This is a genomic window from Ruegeria sp. HKCCD6426 (assembly GCF_057221115.1).
This window is the reverse complement of sequence record NZ_JBWVBF010000006.1, coordinates 169,825-193,012: the sequence shown is the minus strand read 5'-3', so window position 1 is coordinate 193,012 and position 23,188 is coordinate 169,825. Positions and strand designations below refer to the sequence as shown.

General features: G+C 56.8%; 14 protein-coding genes and 5 pseudogenes. 5 read left to right on the top strand and 14 right to left on the bottom strand.

Annotated features, from left to right (window positions below; all coding sequences use genetic code 11):
• Window positions 1-103: 103 nt before the first annotated feature.
• The 5 genes and pseudogenes from AC2TDA_RS17675 to AC2TDA_RS17655 form a co-directional block, all read right to left on the bottom strand.
• Window positions 104-1,999, bottom strand: coding sequence for a DUF3604 domain-containing protein (locus AC2TDA_RS17675; protein ID WP_480880042.1), 1,896 nt, complete (start codon window positions 1,997-1,999; stop codon window positions 104-106).
• 146 nt (window positions 2,000-2,145) lie between these two features.
• Window positions 2,146-3,153, bottom strand: coding sequence for a HupE/UreJ family protein (locus AC2TDA_RS17670; RefSeq protein WP_480880041.1), 1,008 nt, complete (start codon window positions 3,151-3,153; stop codon window positions 2,146-2,148).
• Window positions 3,153-3,995, bottom strand: coding sequence for a peptidylprolyl isomerase (locus AC2TDA_RS17665; RefSeq protein ID WP_480850337.1), 843 nt, complete (start codon window positions 3,993-3,995; stop codon window positions 3,153-3,155). Before AC2TDA_RS17665 ends, AC2TDA_RS17670 begins: the two co-directional genes overlap by 1 nt.
• Window positions 3,996-4,067: 72 nt before the next feature.
• Window positions 4,068-5,978: a DUF3604 domain-containing protein gene (locus AC2TDA_RS17660; protein WP_480880040.1), complete on the bottom strand. Its 1,911-nt coding sequence runs from the start codon at window positions 5,976-5,978 to the stop codon at window positions 4,068-4,070.
• Window positions 5,979-6,515: 537 nt separating this feature from the next.
• Window positions 6,516-7,997, bottom strand: a pseudogene (locus tag AC2TDA_RS17655) (arylsulfatase).
• A 618-nt stretch (window positions 7,998-8,615) separates the two neighbouring features.
• Here AC2TDA_RS17655 and AC2TDA_RS17650 point away from each other — a divergent pair.
• Window positions 8,616-10,358: an alkaline phosphatase family protein gene (locus AC2TDA_RS17650; protein WP_480880039.1), complete on the top strand. Its 1,743-nt coding sequence runs from the start codon at window positions 8,616-8,618 to the stop codon at window positions 10,356-10,358.
• 192 nt (window positions 10,359-10,550) lie between these two features.
• On the opposite strand, the pseudogene AC2TDA_RS17645 reads toward AC2TDA_RS17650, so the two are convergent.
• From AC2TDA_RS17645 to AC2TDA_RS17635, 3 genes and pseudogenes are all read right to left on the bottom strand, one after another.
• Window positions 10,551-11,202: pseudogene (locus tag AC2TDA_RS17645) on the bottom strand (IS6 family transposase).
• A 171-nt stretch (window positions 11,203-11,373) separates the two neighbouring features.
• Window positions 11,374-11,907: a glutathione S-transferase C-terminal domain-containing protein gene (locus AC2TDA_RS17640; protein ID WP_480880114.1), complete on the bottom strand. Its 534-nt coding sequence runs from the start codon at window positions 11,905-11,907 to the stop codon at window positions 11,374-11,376.
• Window positions 11,908-11,967: 60 nt separating this feature from the next.
• Window positions 11,968-12,090: pseudogene (locus AC2TDA_RS17635) on the bottom strand (glutathione S-transferase family protein); the annotation flags it as partial.
• Between the two features lie 79 nt (window positions 12,091-12,169).
• On the opposite strand from AC2TDA_RS17635, the gene AC2TDA_RS17630 reads away from it, so the two are divergent.
• The 3 genes and pseudogenes from AC2TDA_RS17630 (at window position 12,170) to AC2TDA_RS17620 (ending at window position 15,119) form a co-directional block, all read left to right on the top strand.
• A complete protein-coding gene (locus AC2TDA_RS17630) occupies window positions 12,170-12,721 on the top strand; it encodes an IS6 family transposase (protein WP_480880038.1) in 552 nt (183 codons plus the stop codon).
• A 150-nt stretch (window positions 12,722-12,871) separates the two neighbouring features.
• Window positions 12,872-14,341, top strand: a complete 1,470-nt coding sequence (locus AC2TDA_RS17625; RefSeq protein WP_480880037.1) for a sulfatase family protein — start codon at window positions 12,872-12,874, stop codon at window positions 14,339-14,341.
• Window positions 14,342-14,409: 68 nt separating this feature from the next.
• Window positions 14,410-15,119: pseudogene (locus tag AC2TDA_RS17620) on the top strand (IS6 family transposase).
• 230 nt (window positions 15,120-15,349) lie between these two features.
• Here AC2TDA_RS17620 and lpdA read toward each other — a convergent pair.
• Genes lpdA through AC2TDA_RS17595 form a run of 5 tightly spaced genes read right to left on the bottom strand, consistent with a single transcriptional unit; the run spans window position 15,350 to window position 21,351 of the window.
• On the bottom strand, window positions 15,350-16,711 hold the full coding sequence (lpdA, locus tag AC2TDA_RS17615) for a dihydrolipoyl dehydrogenase (protein ID WP_480880036.1): 1,362 nt from the start codon (window positions 16,709-16,711) through the stop codon (window positions 15,350-15,352).
• Window positions 16,712-17,968, bottom strand: coding sequence for a dihydrolipoamide acetyltransferase family protein (locus tag AC2TDA_RS17610; RefSeq protein ID WP_480880035.1), 1,257 nt, complete (start codon window positions 17,966-17,968; stop codon window positions 16,712-16,714).
• 3 nt (window positions 17,969-17,971) lie between these two features.
• Window positions 17,972-18,985 carry an alpha-ketoacid dehydrogenase subunit beta gene (locus tag AC2TDA_RS17605; RefSeq protein WP_480880034.1) on the bottom strand — a complete coding sequence of 338 codons (1,014 nt, stop codon included), beginning with the start codon at window positions 18,983-18,985 and terminating at the stop codon, window positions 17,972-17,974.
• A gap of 3 nt (window positions 18,986-18,988) precedes the next feature.
• Window positions 18,989-20,224 carry a thiamine pyrophosphate-dependent enzyme gene (locus tag AC2TDA_RS17600; protein WP_480880033.1) on the bottom strand — a complete coding sequence of 412 codons (1,236 nt, stop codon included), beginning with the start codon at window positions 20,222-20,224 and terminating at the stop codon, window positions 18,989-18,991.
• Window positions 20,221-21,351 carry a Leu/Phe/Val dehydrogenase gene (locus AC2TDA_RS17595; protein ID WP_480880032.1) on the bottom strand — a complete coding sequence of 377 codons (1,131 nt, stop codon included), beginning with the start codon at window positions 21,349-21,351 and terminating at the stop codon, window positions 20,221-20,223. Before AC2TDA_RS17595 ends, AC2TDA_RS17600 begins: the two co-directional genes overlap by 4 nt.
• 96 nt (window positions 21,352-21,447) lie before the next feature.
• Between AC2TDA_RS17595 and AC2TDA_RS17590 the strand changes: the two genes are divergently transcribed.
• Window positions 21,448-21,915 (top strand): Lrp/AsnC family transcriptional regulator, encoded by a 468-nt coding sequence (locus AC2TDA_RS17590; RefSeq protein ID WP_480849657.1) that lies wholly within the window; start codon window positions 21,448-21,450, stop codon window positions 21,913-21,915.
• Window positions 21,916-22,393: 478 nt separating this feature from the next.
• Here AC2TDA_RS17590 and AC2TDA_RS17585 read toward each other — a convergent pair.
• Window positions 22,394-23,102, bottom strand: a pseudogene (locus AC2TDA_RS17585) (IS6 family transposase).
• Window positions 23,103-23,188: the final 86 nt, after the last annotated feature.

The window sequence follows — 23,188 nt, the reverse complement described above, 5'->3', positions numbered from 1 at the left end:
ACGCAATCCGGGAGGGTTAATCCCGATCCGCTTCCAACTCAATACCCGAAACTCCCACTTTCGCGTGGGAAATTAGAGCCCGCGGGCTTTGTCGCGAAAAGCCTTATCCAGGTGTGTACCAGATCGGCGAGGTGTAGGCCCGTTCCTGGATACTGGCAGGAAGACCTTCCGGCAGGTCGGTGCCAAAGAACCTGGCATCATAGGTTGTCCAGCGCGGGGTCGGGATTTCGATGACCCGGACATAGTAGAATGCCCGCTGTGCGGGTTCAAAATCGGGGTCAGTCCAGAACCCGTCAAGAAACCCGGCACCGATACTGTTGGAATAGGTCGCCTCTTCTATATTGACCGTGTTGCCTACTGGTGTAGTAGCCCGCCCATTGGCGTCAATCTCGCGCTCGCCCGAGACAGCAACGTCGTAGATCCGCTCATGCGTTTCGCCTGCCGCGTCAGCCCAGCCCTTGACGATCTGTACCCGGTCCAGATTGGCACCATCAGGGTCGCGCAGCGCCCGGATCAGAAAGGTTGGGGCCGTGTCGGATGCCTTGAGATCGCCGCCCATGGGCACGCCGGTCTCGTAACCATGTCTGGCGAAATCGGCGCGGTCCAGATCTGCTGCGGTGAAATCGTAGCCACCAAAGACGCGGACCCGGATGCGGGTGCCGGTTGTGGCAAAAACTTCCTTGCGGGCCATAGCGTCCCAGATGGCTTCCCGGGTGTTCTCGCGCGCCCAGACGGCCGCTAGGCCCGAGGCAGAAATCTGGCGCGCATATTGCTTGGTTTCCTCTGGCCCCGGACGGCCCGCTACGACCTCGTCAAAACGGATGGGGTCTGCGGTGGGTTCCAGCATCGAGACCTTGCCAAAGTAATTGTCCTCTTCGACCGTGGCCAGGCCGGTATGGGCGTCGGAAGAACCGATCATGCCGAACTTGAACGGGTTCGCCCCCAGTTCTGCCTCGTAGCTCAGACCACGCTTCAATGCTTCGCGGGCATATTCCCGCGGCAACATGTCCGGCGTCTTGGGTTGCGCCCCGAAACTGCCTTTGTCCCATGTTTCGAAGTCCGCAAACTCGTCCTCGGGGGACAGCAGGGGATGTGTTTCACCGTCACCTTTCATCTGTGTGACTTCATACAGCGGCTCCCAACGCATGCGGCGTTCGGCAAAGCCCTGATCGATAGGGGTTTTCGTGCTCAGCGTCACATCGTCGAACATCAGCCCGTTGGACAGGTTGCCGTTATGCGGAATCGCCAGCACCTTACCGCCTGTCATCGCCTCGTAATCGCCCATCCAGGCCCACAGTTCCTCGGGGTCCTGCGTGTCGTATTGCGAAATGGGCACGATCTGATCGGCCTCGCTCTTGCCATCCCGGAAAATGATGTTTCGGTGCAAATTGTTGCCGTCGGCCTGCAACGTCCATTCAAAGCCGATCAGCGCGGTGAACAGGCCCGGTGTATAGAAACGCTCGGCAGATTCTGTGATCCGTCCCCACATGGTTTTAGCAAGGGCTGTCTCCTCGCGCAGCGGATCGTCGAGCGCATTCAACGCCTTCTGCCACTCTTCATACGCTTCCAACTGGCTCTCGAACGTGCCAATTTTCGATAAGTCATAGATTTTTCTGCCCCAGTCATTGGCCAGCAGGTCCTCATTACCTTCGGCAATCGCTGGCGGCAGGCCCAGATTTTCTGCGTGGTCCGTAACCACCAGAAAGTCCAACGGGCGCTCCAGTCGCGCCGGAACGCCGGAGCTTGAAACGACAACTTCCCCACGTGCGAACCGATAGGCGTCATCTGGTCCCAGCGTCGCCCCGACTAGCCCGGCATCGGCAGAGTAGGTTGTGTGCAGATGTGTATCGCCGAAATAAACGTTGTTAGGAAAATCCTGCCCAGGATACGGCGAATACTCAATTGCTGCACCCGATGGCGGCGGAGTATCCTGCGCCATGGCAGTGGCAGTCATCGATATCGCAAAAAACACTGTTACTGCGTTCTGAAACCGACCCATTTGTTTTCTCCCGAGGTACCTGCCCTGCTTGCGGTGGCCGAAATTCCGTCGCATGGCCGCAGGATTTGTACAAATATTCAACTTTGTGCAGCAGGAATTCTGCGCCGAAGCCCAATGCGAAACAAGTCCCTCCTACGCTCCGCAAATCAGAACGACAACACCCGCTCGACAAACCAGAAGGTCGCCACGGACCCGACCACATAACCCAACGCCAAATTGGCCAGACTGTCCCGCCTCTGCCAGCTCTGCGCGGCAACAGGCAGCGCCTTACGTATCAGCGCCGCCACGATCAGAACGACACTCACAAAGGCAAGCTGCCCGGCCTCAACACCGACGTTGAAGGCCAGAAGCGCGGTGACAATGTCCTGCTCGGGCAGGCCGATGTCACGCAGGGCGCCCGCAAAGCCAAGCCCGTGCAACAGCCCGAAGGCGAACGAGATCAGCCAGGGCGCACGCTCGGACAAACGGTCCTTTCTGCTCCGGGATTTGAGGATTTCGACCGCCATGAAGATAATCGACAGCGCGATCACTGCCTCGACCGGCGGGCCGGGGACCGAGATATGGCCCAACGTGGCCAGCGCCAGCGTAATAGAATGGGCAATAGTGAACGCGGTGATCGCACCAACCAGACGCCAAACGTTACGGATCAGCATCAGCAAGGCGAAGACGAACAGCAGATGATCCCAGCCTTCCAGGATGTGATCAAAGCCAAGGGCCGCATAACTGCCGAACACGCCCAGCGTCGATGGTTTCGCAGGAACGATATAGCTGGTCTGATCCGGAGTAAGGCGCACCGTGACAGGAGCGCTGTCCAATGGCTGCAGCCGCAACAAAACATCCGTCTGCTGCGCGGACAGGCCAGAGATCGAGATATTGCCCCCCACCAAACCACCGGGACAGTCGGACACCCAGGCCGATATCCAGGCCGCGCCGTCGAAATTTGGTGCTGGCCCAATTTCGGGCGTGCAGTTTTCCGGCAAGGTCACGTCGATTTTCATTGGCGCGCCGGTCACATCCGGCTTGCGCCAGAAAACCTGCCAACTGTCCGTCGTCAGTTGCCGGACATCCAGATACCCGGGCTCAAGCGCATGTCCCAGCGCCGCTACACCTGGCAGGCATACCAGCAGCGTTACAAACAAAAGACGGCGCAGCATCACTGCGAAACTCTTTCAGCCAGTTGATCGGGCGTGGGTGCCGTAATCTCGTATTTCGATTTCAGCTGTTCGAACTGGGCCCGAGACAGTTCAGACATCAGATCACGCCGCCAGTCGAACAACACATCGTCATGGATGGTCTCCAGCGAAGGCAGAGCGGCCTCCTGCCGGTCCTCCAAATAGACCAGGTGCAGCCCGTACCCGGATCTGACCGGCCCTACCCAGCGATTCAGGGGCAGCTTGTTCAGTCCCTCAAAGAAACCACGCCCAAACGTACCATCGATCTGCCCCGCCGTCGTCAGGGGCAGCGCGTCCGGCAGCAGGCTGATCGACCTGAATGTGGAGGGATCCGCGCCATCGTTTAACGCTTGCACAGCAGCTTCTATACCGGCGGGGTCGCTGTCGGCATCAAGCCCGACCTGACGGAAAGCAAGCTTGCCCTGCGGCATGAACCTGTCCGGGTTTTCGGTCAGATGATCAAGCAGCACCGGTTCCTCCGGTTCGATGGCCTGCGCCACTGAGGTCGTCAGGAAGTCCATCTTCTGGGCCAGGCGTTTGCGCACAATACTGTCACCGCGATCCAGCCCCAGTGCGCGGGCTTCACGCACCAGAACCTCTTCACGCAGCAGATTGTCTTGCAGATTTGCTAATTCTGCAGCTGTGGGTGGCCGTTGCCAGGTTGTCTGGAACTGCCCGATTAACCGCTCGATGTCCTGATCGTCGATGACAATCTGGTCTTCGCGCTCCTGCACATTGTCCGTGGGGTTCAGATAGTTGAACCATCCAAAAACGGCGATGCCCACAAGCGCAAAATGGAACAGAGGTTCCCTGTAAAAGGTCATGTACACTCCATCATTCGATCAGTTGTTCCTGACAAATCCAAGAGGGGCCGGACGAGCCGAACCCGGTCTGGCTTAACTTGGCGTATACCAAATCGGAGAGGTATAGGCACGATCCTGAACGGTAGAGGGCACGTCCCCAGGCACTTCGGCGTCAAACAGCTTGGCATCATAGGTGGTCCAGCGCGGCGTTGGAACCTCGATCACGCGTACATAATAAAATGCGCTTTGCGCGGGATCGAACTCGGGATCCTGCCAATGAGCCGTCAGGATCGGTTCACCAATCGTATTGGTGTAGCTGGCATTTTCCACATCGACCGTGTTTCCGACCGGCGCGTCGCAACGGTGGTTGGCAGCCGTACCGCGATTGTCGGAACAGGCGACGTCATAGATGGCTTCGTGAACTTCTCCATCCTGATCGAGCCAGCCCTTGATCACCTGCACCCGGTCCAGATTGGCCCCTTCAGGATCGCGCAGCGCCTGAATCACCAATGTTGGTGCTGTGCCGTCCTGCGAGGCGCCCAGATCGCCACCCATCGGCACTCCGTTGGCGTAGCCATGCGCGGCAAAGTCCGGGCGGGCAAGGTCATCTTCAGCAAAACCGTAACCGCCAAACACGCGAACACGCAGGCGGGTTCCGGTAGTTGCATAGACCTCGCGGCGCTTCATCGCATCCCAGATCGCCTCACGGGTATTCTCGCGGGCCCAGACGGCTGCAAGTCCCGCGGCAGAAGTGTAAGCAGCGGTGATATCATCCGACGGATCATCTGGCGTCAACGCACCGGTGACGGCCTCTTCCATACGGATCGGATTGTCGGTGGGTTCCAGAACGGTAACTTTGCCAAAGAAATTATCCTCAGCGGCGGTCGACAGGCCCGTGTGACTGTCGGTTGATCCAACCATACCGAACTTGAACGGGTTCACGCCCAGTTCCTGCTCATAAGCAAGGCCGCGTTTATAGGCCTCACGAGCATATTCGCGGGGCAACATGTCAGGGGTCTTGAGCTGTGTGCCAAAACTCCCTTTGTCCCAGGTTTCGAAATCCGCGAACTCATCTTCGGGCGACAAAAGCGGGTGCGCCTCGCCATCACCCTTCATCTGGGTAACCTCGTAAATTGGCTCCCAACGCTGACGGCGTGTGGCATAATCCGAAGAGAGCGGCTCACCCGACGCTCTGACATCATCGAACATAAGGCCGTTCGAAAGATTGCCGTTATGGGCCAGTGCCAGAACCTGCCCGCCAGTCTTGTCTTCGTAGGCCTGCAACCAATCCCACAGATCTTCGGGGTTCTCGGTGTCATAAGCCGACAGCGGAACGATCTGATTTGCCTTGTCGCTGCCATCCCGGAAAATCACGTTGCGATGCAGGTTGCTGCCATCTGGTGCCGAGGTCCATTCATAGCCGATGAACGCGGTGAACGCGCCGGGATTGTTGTGACGCTCGGCGGCTTCGGTGGTCTTCTGCCAGTAGGTCTCCATCAGGCCGGTCCCGGCCATGGGATCGGTGGCACCGGGGTTGTTCACGTTTCCAAACCACATGCCATAGGCTTCGCGCACGCCATCCATGGTGCCGGGCGCGAATACCTTGCTGATTTCGCGGCCCCATTCATTGGCTTGCATGACTGGATCGCCCGATGTCATGGCCACAGGAAGGCCGAGGTTTTCAGCGTGATCCGCCACCACCAGCCAGTCGAGCGGCCGTTTCAGGCGTCCCGGCACGCCCAGCGATGAAACCACCATCTCGCCTTTGGCAAACCGATATGCATCGTCGGGGCTCAGCGTGGCCAATGCCAACCCCGCATCCGCCGAATAGGCCGTATGCAGGTGAGTGTCCCCGAAAAGGACCTGATTGGGGAAATCCTGCTCAAGATAAGGCGAATAGGTGGCGCTTGCTTCCGGTATCGGAATGATGGTCTGTTCCTGAGCCGCCAACGGCGCGGCTCCGGCAGTTATTGTAAGAGAACAGAGTAGACCTAACCGTTGCATGGTATCTCCCGATAAATGTGTGTAATTTAACAGGCGCACCCGGTTCGGTCAGAAATGGACCGCCAAACGCCTTTGCGACAAGTTACACTTCGAAATCAGAAAGATACAAGATGCCTTGCTTTCTTTCAGCGGAATTCCAGCCAGACCTGGAACGATAGTTTATTGTTCGCGTCGCAAAGGGCCCTTTGCAGACATTTTCTGCAGCGCGTAGTCGATTGGCCAATGAGGTAAGACATTCGATGGTGAAAATTGGAAAGTTCGATCGGGACCGGTGCGTCAGTTAATACCGCAAAGGTCGAAGTTATTAGGCGTTGAACGCCTTTCTCTTGGTCCAACTATGGCGGTTGGATCGGGCAGGTGTGACGTTCAAAACGCAATCCAACCACTGTTTCAGGGGCGCTGCCTCAGAAATACTGCAGCGCCCCTTGGCAACCCACCGTGAAGGCATAAGCGATCAGCCGGGCGACGCTGGCAAGTCTTGAGCTATCCAACGTGGGCTCATCCCGGCGGACGGAAACGGTCTGTGCTCTTGACCTGCTAGCGAGCGTTCGGGTCCATCATGGCATCCATTATGCCTTGGACGTCCAGATCGAAGCTTGCCTGCCGAGGTGGATACTCCTTGAATGAAGCAAAGAATTCCAGAGCAACTGCTGCAGCCGGACCCAGCGCCCATGAGCGGTTTTCCTGCCACTCGTCAAATCCACGCGTTTCGTGAAACCGCTCAAAAGGATCGAGATCGAGGCGGGTGATCAGGGGCGTCACCAACTGGTTCTGGATTCCATTGAACCACTTGTCCTGTTCGGTGAAGAGAAACTTCCACTCTCCAAATCGCAGACCATGGAAGGTCGTCTCCGAGAAAAACGGGAAGAACATTCGGCTGGATGGACCTTCACCAGTTAGCACAGGCGTCTGGTCGACTCCGTCAATATGAACACGATACTCGACGCCATTGATCTCAGCCCCGTCGAGCAGATCTTCTGCGAGGCTCGGTTGGCCGAGAAGCGACATGATCGTGGGAACCCAATCCTCCATCGTGACGAGTTCACCCGTCGTAGTTCCCGGTTCCACCACGCCGGGCCACTTGATCATCGCGGGAACTTTGAAGCCGCCCTCATAGCCCCCAACACCCTTGTCGGCTCTGAACGGATGATTGCCACCATCCGGCCAGGAGTTCGAAGCGGCACCATAGTCTGTTGAGAACATCACGACCGTATTGTCCGCCACACCCAACTCATCAAGTAATTCAAGCAGCGCTCCGACGTCGTCGTCAAGTTCTACCATGCCGTCTGCATAAACGTTGCCGGTGCCCGTAATGCCGTCGTATTCATCGCTCAGGTTGGTGCGATAGTGCATCCGCGTGGTGTTGTGCCAAACGAAAAACGGCTCTCCCGCCTCTACCGCGTCGCGAATGAAACGCGTGCTTTCGTCAAGCACTTCTTGATCCAGAGTGCGTTGGCGCTCTGTTCCAAAATCGCCAAGATCCTCGATCTTCTGTTCGCCTCCGTCTTCGGCTGAGAGGGAATGGATGACACCGCGCTGTGCGAATGGTGACGTTTCAAAAAACTCCGTAGGATAGTCAGCCTGCTCTACATATTCACCGGCATTTAGGTGATACAGAATGCCGAAGAACTCGTCGAAACCATGCGCTGTCGGAAGGTGCTCGTCCCGGTCGCCAAGGTGGTTCTTGCCAAACTGACCAGTCCGATATCCTAATGGCTTGAGCATTTTAGCCAGGGTCGGGTCTTCTGGCTGAAGGCCTTGTTCCGCGCCCGGCAAGCCGACGGTCGATAGGCCTGTCCGGATTGGTTACTGCCCGGTAATGAACGCTGCGCGTCCCGCCGTACAGGAGGCATGGGCATAGTGATCCATAAAAAGAAGACCATCTTCCGCGATGCGATCGATGTTTGGCGTGTCACAGCACATCATTCCGCGGTGATAGGCAGAGATGTTCCACATTCCGACATCGTCGCCCCAAATGACAAGGATGTTGGGGCGGTCAGGACTCTGCGCCAATGTCATTGCAGGCGACAAAATGAGGGCCGCCACCGCTAAGAGATTTTTAAGTTTCATCAAGAAGAAACCTCCTTAAGTGCAAAGATTCCACGTTACTCTATAGAGCGGATTATTCTTTTGAAATACTTCGTGAGAATGCCTGAACGTCATCTTTTAAGGTCGAGCTTTTGGCAGTCAGGACCGATGTCAGAGAACACTCTTTTTTGTGGTTGATCTGTTCCACTGTTGAGCTGCCCCCCTTGAAACCTGGCACTGACGTGAGCCAGGGTTTTCTGTCGGAAAAAAACAAGCCAGAGGCAAAACCAATTGGGTCTATCTTTGTCGCTCGATCGAAAAACACGAAAAGACTCTTGTTTTTTGGCTGTCCAAACGCCGGTACAAAGTTGCAGAAACAACGTTCTTTACGTATCGAATTGGTCAACATGATCCGAAAGGGCCAAATCGTAACTGTGCTACGCCCATTTCAACAGTTTTCTTGACTATCATAGTGGGCCTAAATCAATCGAGAGTTTTCGGAATAATCGCCTTGGGAAATCGGCCTGAGGGCGCTCGTTTACAAGCTTGTTTGATCAGGATTGGCGTTGCATTATCGCGGTTTCAGCCATTCATTATACTGGAGCTCCCGTGGCGATTTTGACCAAAACCGGAAAGCTGTTTCTGTTCGCTCTTTGTGTGGCTCCCTTTGCCTTGCACGCTCAGGACAAACCTCGTTTGATACTGCAAATTACAGTGGACCAACTTCGCGGAGACATGCCCGCTCGGCATTATGACGAGTTCGGGGAAGGTGGGTTCCGTTATCTCATGGACGAAGGGATTCACTACACCAACGCTCATCACACCCACGCCAACACCGAAACCATCGTCGGCCACACCACGCTCGCAACAGGCGCGAACCCTGCGGCTCACGGTATGGTCGGCAATCTTTGGTACGATCGGGATCAAGGACGAACAGTATACAATATTGAAGACCCTGATTATTCAATTCTCACCAGCGGCGCGGACGTAGATGACGATACTGAGATCGACCCAACTCAACGCGCGGCAAACACCGATGGTCGCTCACCCCGCGCAATCCTGACTTCTACCTTTGGAGACGAACTGGCTGTCACAACCGCAGGCGCAGCCAAGGTATTCGGTGTTTCTATCAAGGATCGCGGTGCCGTGGCTATGGCGGGGCATGCGGGAAAGGCATTCTGGTTCTCAAAATCTGCCGGCCAGTTCGTTACGAGCAGCTATTATTTTGACGCCTATCCAGAATGGGTTGATGCCTGGAATGCCAAAGGCTTGCCGAAGAGCTTCAGTGGGCAATCCTGGACGCTTCTCAACCCAATAGACACTTATCTGTTTGCGGATCGTGACGATCAGGAGTGGGAGCCGGACTTCGCGGGGTTCGGGCGTACATTTCCTCACCGGTTGGGTTCGGTCGATGGCAAGTATTTCACAACACTCCTGACATTCAGCCCGTTTGGAGACCAGATAACGGCGGACTTCGCAAAGACCCTAATTAGCGCGGAAGGGTTGGGCGATGACAAAGTCACCGACTATCTGGCCGTCAGCTTCTCCGTAACAGATTACGTCGGCCATCTGTTTGGCCCATCGAGCCTTGAGGCCGAAGACAATTTGCTTCACCTCGACCGTACGCTGGCCGATCTGTTTGCTTTTGTCGACGCAGAGATTGGATTGGAAAACACACTGATCGTGCTTTCCTCGGACCACGGTGCGCCTGAGGCACCAGGGTATTTGGAATCTATCGGCTTGCCCGGAGGCTATGTTACTCCCGGTGATTGGGAGACAACCCCTGCTGTTGACCGGATCAGGAAGCGCTTTGGCCTGACGGGTCCCCTGTTCGCGGGCTACGATCACCCGTATCTGACGCTGTCCGACACTATTCTCAACAACCGGAACATCGACAGGGTCGCATTGGAAACGGCAATCTCTGAAGAACTTGTCGCCTTTGAGGGAGTTGCCTATGCGGTGCCCAGTTCGCGACTTCGCGAGGGTTCATTGCCCGACAATGCTCTTATGCGGGCAGTCCTGAACAACTATCACCCGGACCGATCCGGAGACATTTACGTGGTCTTCCAGCCAGAGTGGTTCATCAACGATATGGATGGATTGTCAGTCACTGTCACCCATGGTTCTCCTTGGCGCTACGACACATTTGTACCGATCATGTTTGCGGGCCAAGGGGTGAACCCACAAAAAATATCTCGGCAAGTTCATACTGTAGATGTCGCCACAACCTTATCAGCGGTTGCTGGAACCAGGCCGCCGTCTGGCGCGGCAGGAGCCGTACTGCCCGAAATACTAGGGCAAAAAACCTGTTGCAAAGATTTGAGCACTGACGCTCGCGAGCTTAACGAGTGAAAGGCCTGCATTGGTAATCGGTTGAGAGGCTACTCATGATCTCCTTCAATGGCGCACGGTAGGACCCTCCTCCTGCAGCCAGATTACGGTGTTGTCACGTTAACTTTCGATCCACAAAGAGATCCTGGTTTTCGGATTTCATGCGGCTTGAGTGGCGGCGTTCCAGGCGTCAAAGGCCTCGAGGCGGTGATATCAGATTGTTAAAGCTGAACGACGACGCGCGGGAACACAGAAGCAATTCCGAATGGCTGAATGGGTGGCCTACGAACCATTGTAACGCTCCTGGAAACCGATGGCCCTGCATCGTCCGTTCCCGCTTTGGGAATGGGGGGGGTGGCTGTTCTCGGCTCGATTGTTCAAGCCCGTGTGCGACCAATGATCCAACCCCGGCGCGACCTCTCGATTAGCGGCGCCATATGAGCGCAGTTTGTCCGTGGTGATCCGCTTGGGAATGAAACCAAGACGCTTTGTTAGGCGGCGCAACAGCCGTTTTGCCGCCCATTTGTCCCGTTTCGGTTGGAGGATTTCGTCCAGCACAACGCCATGCTGATCGACTGCGCGCCAAAGCCAATACTTGCGACCGGAGATACAGACGACAACCTCATCGAGGTGCCAGACGTCGCCTGGTCGGCCCTGTCTCCGCCGCAAATTTCGAGCGATCCGCGGTCCAAACTTGATGACCCAACGCCGGACAGTCTTGGTAAGAGGCATCGATTCCGCGCTGCAGCAGCATCTCTTCAACTTCCCGCAGGCTCAGATTGAAGCGAACGTAAAGCCACACCGCGTGGGTAATGATCTGAGGGGGAAATCGGTGACGCTTGTAGCTGATGGATGATGAATTCATCGATGTCATCTACGTCCAAATAACATCATCGGCAACCGAACGACGGTTAACGTGACAACGCACTCAGCCGCACTCGACCCCTTTGTCATCATGACCTAGTCCGGCGTGACCTCTTCGGCCAGGAAGAAACTTCGCAACAGATCCCTGCCGGTGTTACTAAGCCGATAGCCATTAGGCCCGAGCTGCCCGTTTTCTGACAACGATGGACTCCACCTCCTCGGCCTGCTCGGCGCCCCTGGTGGTCAGGGTCTTGACGTTCTCGGGGTAATAGGTGTCCGTGACCGTCGCCGCGCTGGGACGTGACCGCAGCCGCGCATACCAATCGGTGACTCTGGGCCGATCCCGCCACAAGAACCCGGTCTGCAATAGATCAAGCCGGATCATGTAAGAGGTAAACGACGTATCCGAGATCGAATAGCTGTTGCCGGTCAGCCATTTGGTCTGACCCAGCAGCGTCTCGAATTCTTCCAAAACATCGTCAAAGGCCATGATCGAACGGTGGAACACCTCGGATTGGATGCCGTTGAAAACCACGTCCTCCAGCCAGCGGCGACTTTTGGGGTTCATGTTTCGGTCGATCACGGCGACCAGCTTGTCGTGATCCATGCCGCCTGCCTCTTCGATCAGGTGATGTCGATAGGCAATGGCATATGTCAGAACCGAGGCCGCGAAATGAATCGAGGTGTCGCCGGCGTCGAGCTTCATCATCAGCCGCCGCGCGGTGGCTGAGTGCCAGGGATCAGCCGGGCGCAGGGGTTTCTCGGGGAAGACATCCTCAAGATATTCCATGATCACCGTCGACTCGATCACCGGCCTGCCGTTATGGACCAGTGTTGGCACCACCGCGGCCGGGTTCATTGCCAGATAGTCGGGGTCGAACTGGGGATCTGTTGCAAACTTTTGGCTGTTGACGAGATCAGATGCTGCGGGCGAATGGCTTTCGGTATGATCAGTCGAAAGTTAGTTGATGATCTCCTTCAAAGGCGCGCAATATCCGAAGGATGTGATCCTGTTCGCGGTGTTTTTCTATGTCCGATACGGTGTGTCATACCGGATTATGGAAGAAATCATGACCGAGCGCGGTGTTTCAGTGGACCACACCACGCTAAACCGATGGGTAATACGGTATTCTGGTGCAATCGCTGAGGCAGCACGTCGCCGCAAAGGGCCATGTGATCGTTCGTGGAGAATGGACGAAACTTACATCAAAGTTAAAGGCGCGCGGGTTTACCTCTATCGAGCTGTCGACAAACACGGCAAGACCCTTAATTTCATGCCTTCACGACGTCGAAACAAACCAGCCGCCACCACGTTCCGCGCCAGGATGTTGGAGGCAAATAGACTGCCGGGGAAGATTGTGAAGCGGAAATACTTGAACAACATCGTCGAGCAGGACCACCGATTTATCAAGCGGCGCACTCGACCGATACTGGGGTTCAAAGCCTTTGCTTCTGCAGCAGCAACTTTGGATAGTATCGAAGTCGCGAACATGATCCGTAAAGGTCAATTCACGCCCTGACCCTGCCCGTTTCGTCAATTTGCGGAACTGGCTGCTTAACCCGTCGGTCCTGCGGGATCTCTTCGTTCAGTCGGAAACTTCGCAACAAAACCCATTCAAATCGCCAGGACGGCCCTTACATACTGTCTTGACACACGATAGACTTCTTCGATGTCAAAACGCCCCAATATTCTCTTCTTCATGACAGACAACCAGCCAGCAGAGCTGCTGGGCTGTTATGGAAACTCTGAGATCAGCACGCCGCATATTGATGCCCTCGCAGCCGAGGGATTCACATTTGAAAACGCATTTTGCGTCAACGGGATGTGTTCGCCTTGCCGCGCCTCAGTCATGACGGGGTTGATGCCGTCCCAGCATGGTATCCACACTTGGATCGACGACCGCCTGCGCCACCTCTGGCCCAAGGGCTGGAATGCGATTGCCGAGTTCAAGACACTGCCCGCGATTTTGGCCGCGCATGGCTATAACACCGCCCTGATCGGTAAATACCACATGGGGGCACCCGATGCGCCGCAGAACGGGTTTCAACACTGGATCACCGATCCGCATGGCCATGTGACCGATTTCTGGAACGGCGACTATATCGAGAATGGCGAACGCAAACATTATGCGGGCCACAGCGTCGATTATTACACCGACAAGACCATCGAATATCTCGACAGCCAGTCCAGCGACGCGCCGTTCTTTGCCTTCGTTCCCTACAATGCGCCTTATGGCCATTGGCCTGCGCTGAAGGGGCGAGCGAAAAACCGGTTCAGGGATTTCTATGACAGTGTCGACATGCACTCCGTCCCCCGCGAAGGGCTGCACGAAAATGCAATCGCCCGATTTCTGCGAAAGGCATCCGACAGCGTCGGCGGGGTGGATCACAGCTCGGAACTGCGCATTCCGAACGATCTGGACACGCTCAGAAACTATTTTTCCGAGATGAGCATGGTGGACGACGGTGTCGGTCGTGTTCTTGCTGCACTGCAACGCCTAAACCTCTATGACGACACTCTGATCGTCTACACGACCGATCATGGGTTTTCGCTGGGCCATCACGGCATTTGGGGGCATTCTCAGGCCACGCTGCCGTCAAACACCCATCGCCAAACCTTCTCGATTCCATTGATATTTCGCCACGGCGACAGAATGCTGAACACAAGAACTGCCACCCACGTCAGCCAGATTGATCTGTTCCCGACGCTGCTGGAGCTTGCCGGGATCGCCCCGGATGGGCACAACGCCGACTCCCCAGCGGTCAGTTTTGCAAGTGCCCTTGGCACTGGAGTCTTTGCCAAACCGGACGAAGTGTTCATGGAGCAGGAAGAAACTCGTGCCATCCGCACCCAAGAGTGGCTTTACAAACGCCGCTTCCAGAATGCACCGAAGCCACCCTATCCGGACGAGCTTTATGATCTCAGAAACGACCCACTGGAGAAACACAACCTGATCGACCGGCCGGAACATGCAGCGACCTCAAGAGAACTGACGGGGCGGATTGAGGCGTTTTTCGCCCAGTATTCCGACCCCCGCTACGACCTCTGGCGGGGTGGCGCACCGCAATCTAACTCCGACAAACCGTGGCTCTGGAAAGATGCGTGGGGCGAGGATTGGGCCGCTGGCTTTCAACCTTGATTGAATGCCGGTAGTTAGATTGGCATTGCCAAGTTGATCGCGTTGTCCTTCTCGGATAGCGCGGTGCCATGACCATACCGACCTCATTGCCGGGGCTGAAGGGCTTCCGTTTTCCTCGCGAAGTCATCGCCAATGCGGTGTGGGCATATTATCGGTTTGCTCTCAGCACGGCGGATGTCGAGGACTTCCTGGCGGAGCGTGGCGTCTTCGTCAGTCGTGAAGCGGTTCGTCTCTGGGTGAACCCTTTCGGGTCTCAGTTCGCGGCTTGTATCCGACGCGACCGGCCCCGGCCGCACGACAAATGGCATATGGACTAAGTGGTTGTCCCGATTAACGGCGTGAAACATTGGCTGCGGCGTGCGATCGATGGCAATGAAGATATACTCGACATTGTGTTCAACTTCGACGTAATGCCAAAGCCGCTAAGCGTTTCTTCAGCCGACTAGTTGCTGCCTATGGCGAACCGCGTGTCGTGATCACGGACAAGCTGCGCAGCTATACCAAGCCGATCAAGGCCATCGCGCCGGGCGCCGACCATCGGGCGCACAAGGGGCTCAATAATCGGATCGAAGGGTCACACCGGCCGACGCGAAAGCGGGAAACGATGATGGGTCGGCTCAAGTCACCACGCCAGGAACAACGATTTCTCGCCGCCCACGACCAATTCAGTACGATCTTTCGTCCCCGCCGCTATCGCCTTTCCACTCTCTCCTACCGCCATGCCAGAGCCGACGCGTTCAAGTTGTGGGAAGGTTATGCTGCGGAAATATCGGCCTGATTGTGCGGTCCCACGCATATTCCATTCCATGTCAGATAACTTGGCAATGCCCCCCGTCAACTACGCAAGGACGGCGCTGAATGGTTGGAACCTCAAATCCTATCGCCGTCCACAAAACGCAAGTAGCTCACTCTGCAGGGCGCCGGCATCGCGTCAAGAAGCACCTGGTTTGGTTTCCATAGAAAAGACCAGCCCGACCGATGCCGGGCTGATCGAGCTTTAACCTGACTTCAGATATGCAGGGCTTGACCCAAGGCCTTCAGACAAGCTTCCTGCAAGCCTTCAGACTGTGTCGGGTGGGCGTGGATGGTTGCGCCGATGTCCTCAAGGCAGGCGCCCATTTCGATGGCGAGCGAAAAGGCCGCCGAGAGTTCCGACATCTGCGCGCCGACAGCCTGAATGCCGACAACAGCATGATCGCTTTCTCGCCAGACCACGCGGACAAATCCGTCTTCACGTTCGCATGTCATGGCCCGGCCATTGGCTGCCAACGGAAAATCGTTGGCCTTTGTGCCGTCAAGCTCGCCGGGTAGTGCGCCACAGGTGACGACCTCGGGATCGGTGAAGCAAACTGCCGGGATCGCGCGTTTGTCCCACTCGACGGTATGGCCCGCGATATGTTCGGCAACCATTTCGCCCTGCGCCATGGCGCGATGGGCGAGCATGGGTTCGCCTGTGACATCCCCGATTGCATAAATGCCCCGCATCGAGCTCTGACAGGATTCATCGATCTGGATGAACGGTCCGTCCATGGTTAGCGACAGCTCCTCAACTCCGATGCCATGGGTGCGCGGACGGCGGCCGACGGTCACCAGTACCTTGTCGGCGACAACATTGCCCTGATCCGTGGCCAAAACACCTTCGGAAAAGCCTTGTGCCTTGGTGCCGGTCATTACCGTGACGTTCAGAGCCGACAGACGTTTCGCCACCGGTGCAGTCAGCGCTTTGTCATAGGTGGGCAGGATGCTGGATTCGGCCTCGATCACCGTGACCTTGGTACCCAGTTTGGCAAAGGCCGTGCCCAATTCCAGCCCTATATAACCGCCGCCGACAACGGCAAGGCTTTCAGGCACGTCACCCAGCGCGAGAGCTTCGGTCGAAGACAGGATATCGCCGCCAAATGGCAGGAAGGGGAGTTCGACCGGGGCCGAACCCGACGCGATAACGATGTATTCAGCAGTGATTTCACGGCTCTCACCATCGGTATCGCTGACCAACACGGTCTTTCCATCCAGAAACCGGGCGCAGCCCGAAACGAACCTGACGCCTGCCTTTTTCATCAGGCCCGAGACACCGGTATTCAGCCGTTTGACGATACCGTCCTTCCAAGCAACAGTCTTGGCGAGGTCAATTTTCGGGGCTGAGGCGGTGATGCCCAGCGGGCCGTCATTCACCGAAGTGATCCGGTGAAACTCGTCGGCAGCGTGGATTAGCGCCTTGGAGGGGATACAGCCCACATTCAGACAGGTGCCGCCGGGCTTGGCCTCGTCCACTACGATCGTGTCGATGCCCAACTGCCCCGCACGAATGGCGCAAACATACCCGCCTGGACCAGAGCCGATGATCAGCAACTTACATTTCAGGTCCGACATTCAGCCCTCCACAAACAGCATGGCCGGGGTTTCCAGCAAGGATTTCAGTTTCTGCACGAAAACGGCCGCATCCCAGCCATCGACCACCCGGTGGTCAAAGCTGCACGAGATGTTCATCATCTTGCGCGGTTGGAACTGCTGGCCGTCCCAAACCGGGCGGATCTGCATTTTGTTGACGCCGACAATGGCCACCTCGGGGTGGTTGATGATTGGCGTGGTGGCCAACGCACCCAGGGGCCCGAGCGAGGTAATGGTGATGGTGCCACCCTGCAATTCCTCGCGCTTGATCGTGCCGTCACGGGCGGCCTCGGCCAGACGGGTCAACTCAGCGGCATTGTCCCACAGGCTGCCCGCCTCGGCGTGACGGATCACCGGCACGTTCAACCCGTTTGGTGTCTGAGTGGCGATGCCCACATGCACCCCACCATGGCGATGGATGACACCGGCCTCATCGTCGAAACGCGCGTTCAGTCCGGGCTGTTCACGCACCGCCTCGACAATCGCACGCATCAGGAAAGGCAGCATGGTCAGCTTTGGCCTGTCGCCCTTGTGCTTGTCATTCAGCGCCACCCGCAAGGCGTCGAGCGCCTCGATTTCGACCTCTTCAACGATGGTGATATGGGGGATTTGGCGTTTCGAAAGCTGCATCTTTTCGGCGATCTTGCGACGCATCCCGATGACGCGCACCTCTTCGATGCCGGTATTGGCCCCACGGGTGATTTGGCCCTGCTGAATGCCGCCCGAGGCAATCCACTGGTCGAGATCGCTGTGGCTGATCCGCGAGGCCGGGCCGGACCCCGGCACCTGGCGCAAGTCGATCCCTTCTTCACGGGCACGGGCGCGCACCGAAGGTGAGGCCAGCGGCTTGGTGCCTTGGGCTCGTGCCACGACAGGTGCGGCCCGCTCGGGTGCCTTTACGGGTTCGGGCTTTGGCTCGGCCTTTGGCTCTGGCTCAGTTTCCGGCTCAACTTCGGTCACCTCGGCCACGGCAGGAACGTCGCCTTCGTTGCCTTCGCCATCAACCTCAATGCGGATCAGAGTGGCGCCAACGGCCATCAACTCGCCGATCTCGCCCCCCAGTTCCAGAACCTTGCCCTCCACGGAGGACGGCACTTCGACCGCAGCCTTGTCGGTCATCACCACTGCCAGAACATCGTCTTCCCTGACGATATCGCCGGGTTTGACCAACCATTCGGTCAATTCGGCTTCGGCGATACCTTCGCCAATGTCCGGAAGACGGATTGTATGTACGCCCATGGCTCAGTCCTCCATGACGGTGTTGAGGGCTTCGCCCAACCGCGCGGGACCCGGGAAATACTGCCATTCCTGAGCATGCGGATAAGGGGTGTCCCACCCGGTGACCCGGATAATCGGCGCTTCGAGGTGGTAGAAGCATTCCTCTTGCACAAGGCTCAGCAGCTCGGCGCCAAAGCCGCAGGTGCGCGTGGCTTCATGCACGATCACGCAGCGACCGGTTTTCTTCACCGAGGCGGTGATCGTATCCAGATCCAACGGCATGAGTGTCCGCAGGTCGATCACCTCGGCGTCAATGCCAGTTTCCATTGCGGCGGCTTCGGCGACGTAAACCATGGTCCCGTAGGTCAAGACGGTCACATCCGCGCCCTCGCGGGTGACCTTGGCCTTGCCCAGAGGCACGATCTCTTCGCCTTCTGGGACGTCGCCTTGGACGTGCTTTTTCCAGGTTGTCAGCGGCTTGTCGTGGTGCCCGTCAAACGGCCCGTTGTAAAGCCGCTTGGGTTCCAAAAAGATCACCGGATCGGGGTCGGCGATCGACGCGAGCAATAGCCCCTTTGCGTCCGCAGGGTTGGACGGCATCACCACCTTGAGGCCCGACACATGGGTAAACAGTGCCTCAGGGCTCTGGCTGTGGGTCTGACCGCCGAAAATACCGCCGCCAGTGGGCATGCGGATGACAAGCGGGCAGGTGAAATCGGCGTTCGAACGGTGTCGCAAACGCGCGGCTTCACTCACGATCTGGTCATAGGCGGGATAGACATAGTCGGCGAACTGAATCTCGATCACCGGTTTCAGACCATATGCGGCCATACCGATTGCGGTGCCGACGATGCCGCTTTCGTTGATTGGCGCATCGAAGCAGCGGCTTTTGCCGTACTTCTCCTGCAAACCTGCGGTGCAGCGGAAAACCCCGCCGAAGAACCCTACATCCTCACCAAACACCACCACACGGTCGTCGGCCGCCATGGCCACATCATGGGCATCGCGAATGGCTTCGATCATTGTCATTTGGGCCATCGCTTAATACCCCGCTTGCTGGCGTTGCCGGATCAGATGCGGTGGCATCGTTTCATAGACACCTTCGAACATGTCGCGGGGCGATGGTGCCTTACCGTCGCCCAGGGTGCCGACGCTCTCGGCCTGTTTCTGCGTTGCTATGACCCCATCCATAATTTCGGCCTCGGCCTGTGTATGGCGTTCTTCTGACCATTCGCCGATCGTGATCAGATGCTGTTTCAGGCGTTCTATCGGATCGCCCAGCGGCCAGGCGCTGGCTTCCTCACCCGAGCGGTAGGCCGAGGGATCGTCAGACGAAGAATGCCCGCCCGCGCGGTAGGTCACATATTCAATCAAGGTCGGGCCCAGCCCGCGACGCGCGCGTTCGGCGGCCCATTTGGCGACCGCATGAACGGCCAGATAGTCGTTACCATCGACGCGAAGAGAAGGGATGCCGAACCCATGGCCGCGCGCGGCAAATGTACCGACACCGCCCCGGGCGATCCCCTGAAAGGTCGAGATAGCCCATTGGTTGTTGACGATGTTCAGCACCACCGGCGCTTTATAAGTGGAGGCAAACACCATCGCCGCGTGAAAATCGCTTTCCGCGGTTGAACCGTCGCCGATCCAGCCAGCGGCAATCTTGGTGTCCCCCGAAATGGCCGAGGCCATAGCCCAACCAACCGATTGCACGAATTGCGTGCCCAGATTACCCGAGATCGAAAAGAAGCCGTGTTCTTTCGAGGTATACATGATTGGCAATTGCCGCCCGTGCAGCGGGTCATCGGCATTGGAATAGATTTGGTTCATCATCGTCAGCATCGGATAATCCACCGCGACCAGAAGGCCGGCCTGACGATATGTCGGGAAGTTCATATCACCGGGTTGCAACGCACGCGCGAATGCACAGCTGATCGCCTCTTCGCCCAGATGCTGCATATAGAAACTTGTCTTGCCCTGGCGTTGCGCCATCAGCATACGCTTGTCAAAGGCGCGCAGGGTCAGCATATGGCGCAAGCCGGTACGCAGCTCATCCGGCGTCAGTGCCCCTGCCCATTCACCGACGGCCTGTCCCTCTTTGTTCAGAACCCGAACAATCGAAAAAGCCATGTCACGAATGTCATCCGCTGCCACGTCGACCGGCGGGCGCAGGACCTCACCAGCGCGGGGGATCTCGAAGTCCGAAAAATCAGGCGTATCGCCTGGTCGGCAGCCCGGCTCAGGTACGTTAAGCGAAAGCGGTTTGGTTGTATCGCTCATGCTGCCCCCTCCTGTTGATGGCCACGTGCACGGTCCAGAATGTCACCGACAATCTGATCGGCGACCCGTGTGGTCGATTGGCCGGTGCGTTTCGAGGTTTCCAGGATTTCGGCAATACGCGTCGCGATCTCCTTGAGCCTGGACTGGCGATATGTCTCACCGGCCTTGTGGATTTCACCTGCCACGCTGATGATGCCGCCTGCATTAACTACGTAATCTGGCAGATAGCGAATTCCGCGTGCGCGAAGGGTCTCGGCAACGTCGTCTTCAGCCAATTGGTTGTTGGCCGCGCCACAGACCAGCCGCGCCGACAGTTTCTGCGCGCTTTCATGCGTCAGTATACCACCCAGAGCACAAGGTGCGAAAATGTCCATCTGTGCGTCAAAGACCTGATCCACGGGGCAGATATCCGCACGCAGCCGGTCGCGGGCCAAATCCAGCGCGGCCTGATTTATGTCCGACACGATCAGCGACGCACCCGCAGCATACAGTTTTTCCGCCAGGCTCATGCCTACGTGGCCCAGACCCTGAATCAGCACACGACGCCCGGTCAGATCGTCGCTGCCGAACACGTCGTGTGCGCCAACCTTCAGGCATTGGAATACCCCTTCGGCGGTAAAGGGTGACGGGTCGCCGCTGCCATGCTCGCCCCCTTCGAGGCCAACCGCAAATTCCGTTTCCTCAGCTACAATCCGAATGTCTTCGGGCGAGAACCCAACATCTTCGGCCGTATAATACTGCCCCTCCAGCGCATCGACCACGCGGCCAAATGCGCGCAGCATTGCCGGAGTTTTGTCTTCGCGGGCATTGCCGATGATCACCGATTTGCCACCGCCCAGCCCGAGCCCAGCCATGACGTTCTTGGCTGTCATGCCGCGTGCCAGTCGCAGCACGTCCTCGCGCGCAGCCTCCCGACTGTCGTAAGCCCACATTCGACAGCCACCCGCCGCCGGGCCGCAAACTGTCGAATGCAAGCAGATGTAAGCCTGCAACCCGTTGTTGGAATCCTCGGCAAAGATCAGACGTTCATATCCGGGCGGTGGGGTTTCTTCCGTGATGATGAGAGGCATGGTTTCACCATTCGTTTGCATGGCAGGAGTGTCGTCAATTCGATCCGTCAGGATCATCACTTCCAGCCTATGGTCCAGTAATGGGTTGAAAAACCGCTTTTCTAAGGTACTTTAAAACAATCTTAGTGGGATTCACTACAAAAATAGGGATTCATGGTGCCTTACGCTACTGATCAAGCAGATCGAGAGATTCTTCGCGCGCTGCAAGAGGATGGACGCATGTCATTGGTCCAACTTTCGGAACGCATTGGCCTGTCCGCCACGCCTTGCAAACGCCGGTTGGCGCGCCTTGAGGAATCTGGATTGATTTCGGGCTACAGCGCCCGAATTGACCGTAAAACGGCAGGCTTTCCAATCACAGCTTTTGTCTCGGTCGAATTGGAGAGGCAGGACGCCGAAAAAGTGGCCGACTTCCAGCGCCAGGTCGCGCTGTTTGACGAAGTGGTAACTGGAACGTTGATGACCGGCGCACAGGATTTCTTGTTGGAAATTGCGGTTGAAAGCCTTGAAGAGTTTGAGACGTTCCTACAGACAAAACTAATGCGGTTACCGGGATTACGAGTGGTGCGTTCACGGTTCGCTTTGCGCCAATTCATTAGTCGAACGCGCATCCCATATTGATAGCATAGCCAGTTTCGCTTGCGCTAAACCTAGCGCTATCAGAAGACAGCTCTTTGCGCGCAGTTTCTTCAGGAAATAATGCGTAAGGTTATTCACGCCGCCGTTGAAAACACAGTTGTCAATCGGCAATCAGAACCGAAACTTTGTAGGCTGCGAGTTTTTTCCATCTTTGTGCTAAGTGAGCCTGGCGCTGCGTAGTCTACATCTAAAGCAGTAGTGACGGACCTACGGAGTATCGGAAGGTTTTGTTGCAAAGTTTCTTACTGACCGAAGAGCTCACGCCGAGCTAGCTGGTTATGCAGCCAGTTCCGCGAACCGCTGAAACCGACAGATTCCGGGCGTGAGCTGACCTTTCCGAATCCTATTGGCGACTTCGATCCCATCAAGCTTGGCCGAAGCGGATCTGAATGACTTAAACCTACACATGGGTTCTACCAAGTTGTTGGCGTCAGATTGTTCTTCATTGGCAATGGTTGGATCATGTCGACATTTCAGCAGTGTAATCGACCCAGAGGCTAAACGCTTCGTTGCGGGCGTGGCGGTATGATGTTGCGGTGAGTTGATAGCGGCCAGGGCGGCAGACCAGGTTGATCAGGTCATGTGCGGATAGAAACCTCTGAGCCTGCCGGTGAGATTTGAACCGGCCAAATATTTTCTATCGCTTTCGGGTCGGCCGGTGCGAGACCTCGATCGCGTTGTTTAGGCCTTTACGGGCGCGATGGTCAGCGCCTGCGGCCAGTGCATGGATCGGTTTGTAAAGCTACGTAATTTGTCGGTGATGACCACTCTCGGCTCGCCGTACTTGGCAACCAGTATTTTGAAAATGGCTTTTGCCGCTTTGGCATTTCTGCGGGCTTGAACAAGAATATCAAGAACGTCACCATTGGCGTCGATCGCACGCCACAGCCAGTGTTTCTTGCCACGTGTGATGATCACGACTTCGTCCATGTGCACTTGTCGTTCGGCCGTGGACGATCCCGCCTAATGCAATCTGCAAAGTGTCGACCAAAGCGATCGATCCACAGCCGGATCGCTTCCCGGCTGACAATCACACACCGCGCTGCCAACAGGTCTTCAACATCAGCCGTGCTCAACGCTAATCGATGGTAGGCCCAAACAGCGTACGCAATGATCTCACGCGGGTAGCGGAAACCCTTAAGGCGCTGCATATCAATTGGAAAATTCATGGGCTGACATACCTTTATCAAACCCAGTCAATAACTTGGCAATACCCCGCTCCGTTTTCGAGCGGTGAATCACGCTGCGCAGTGAA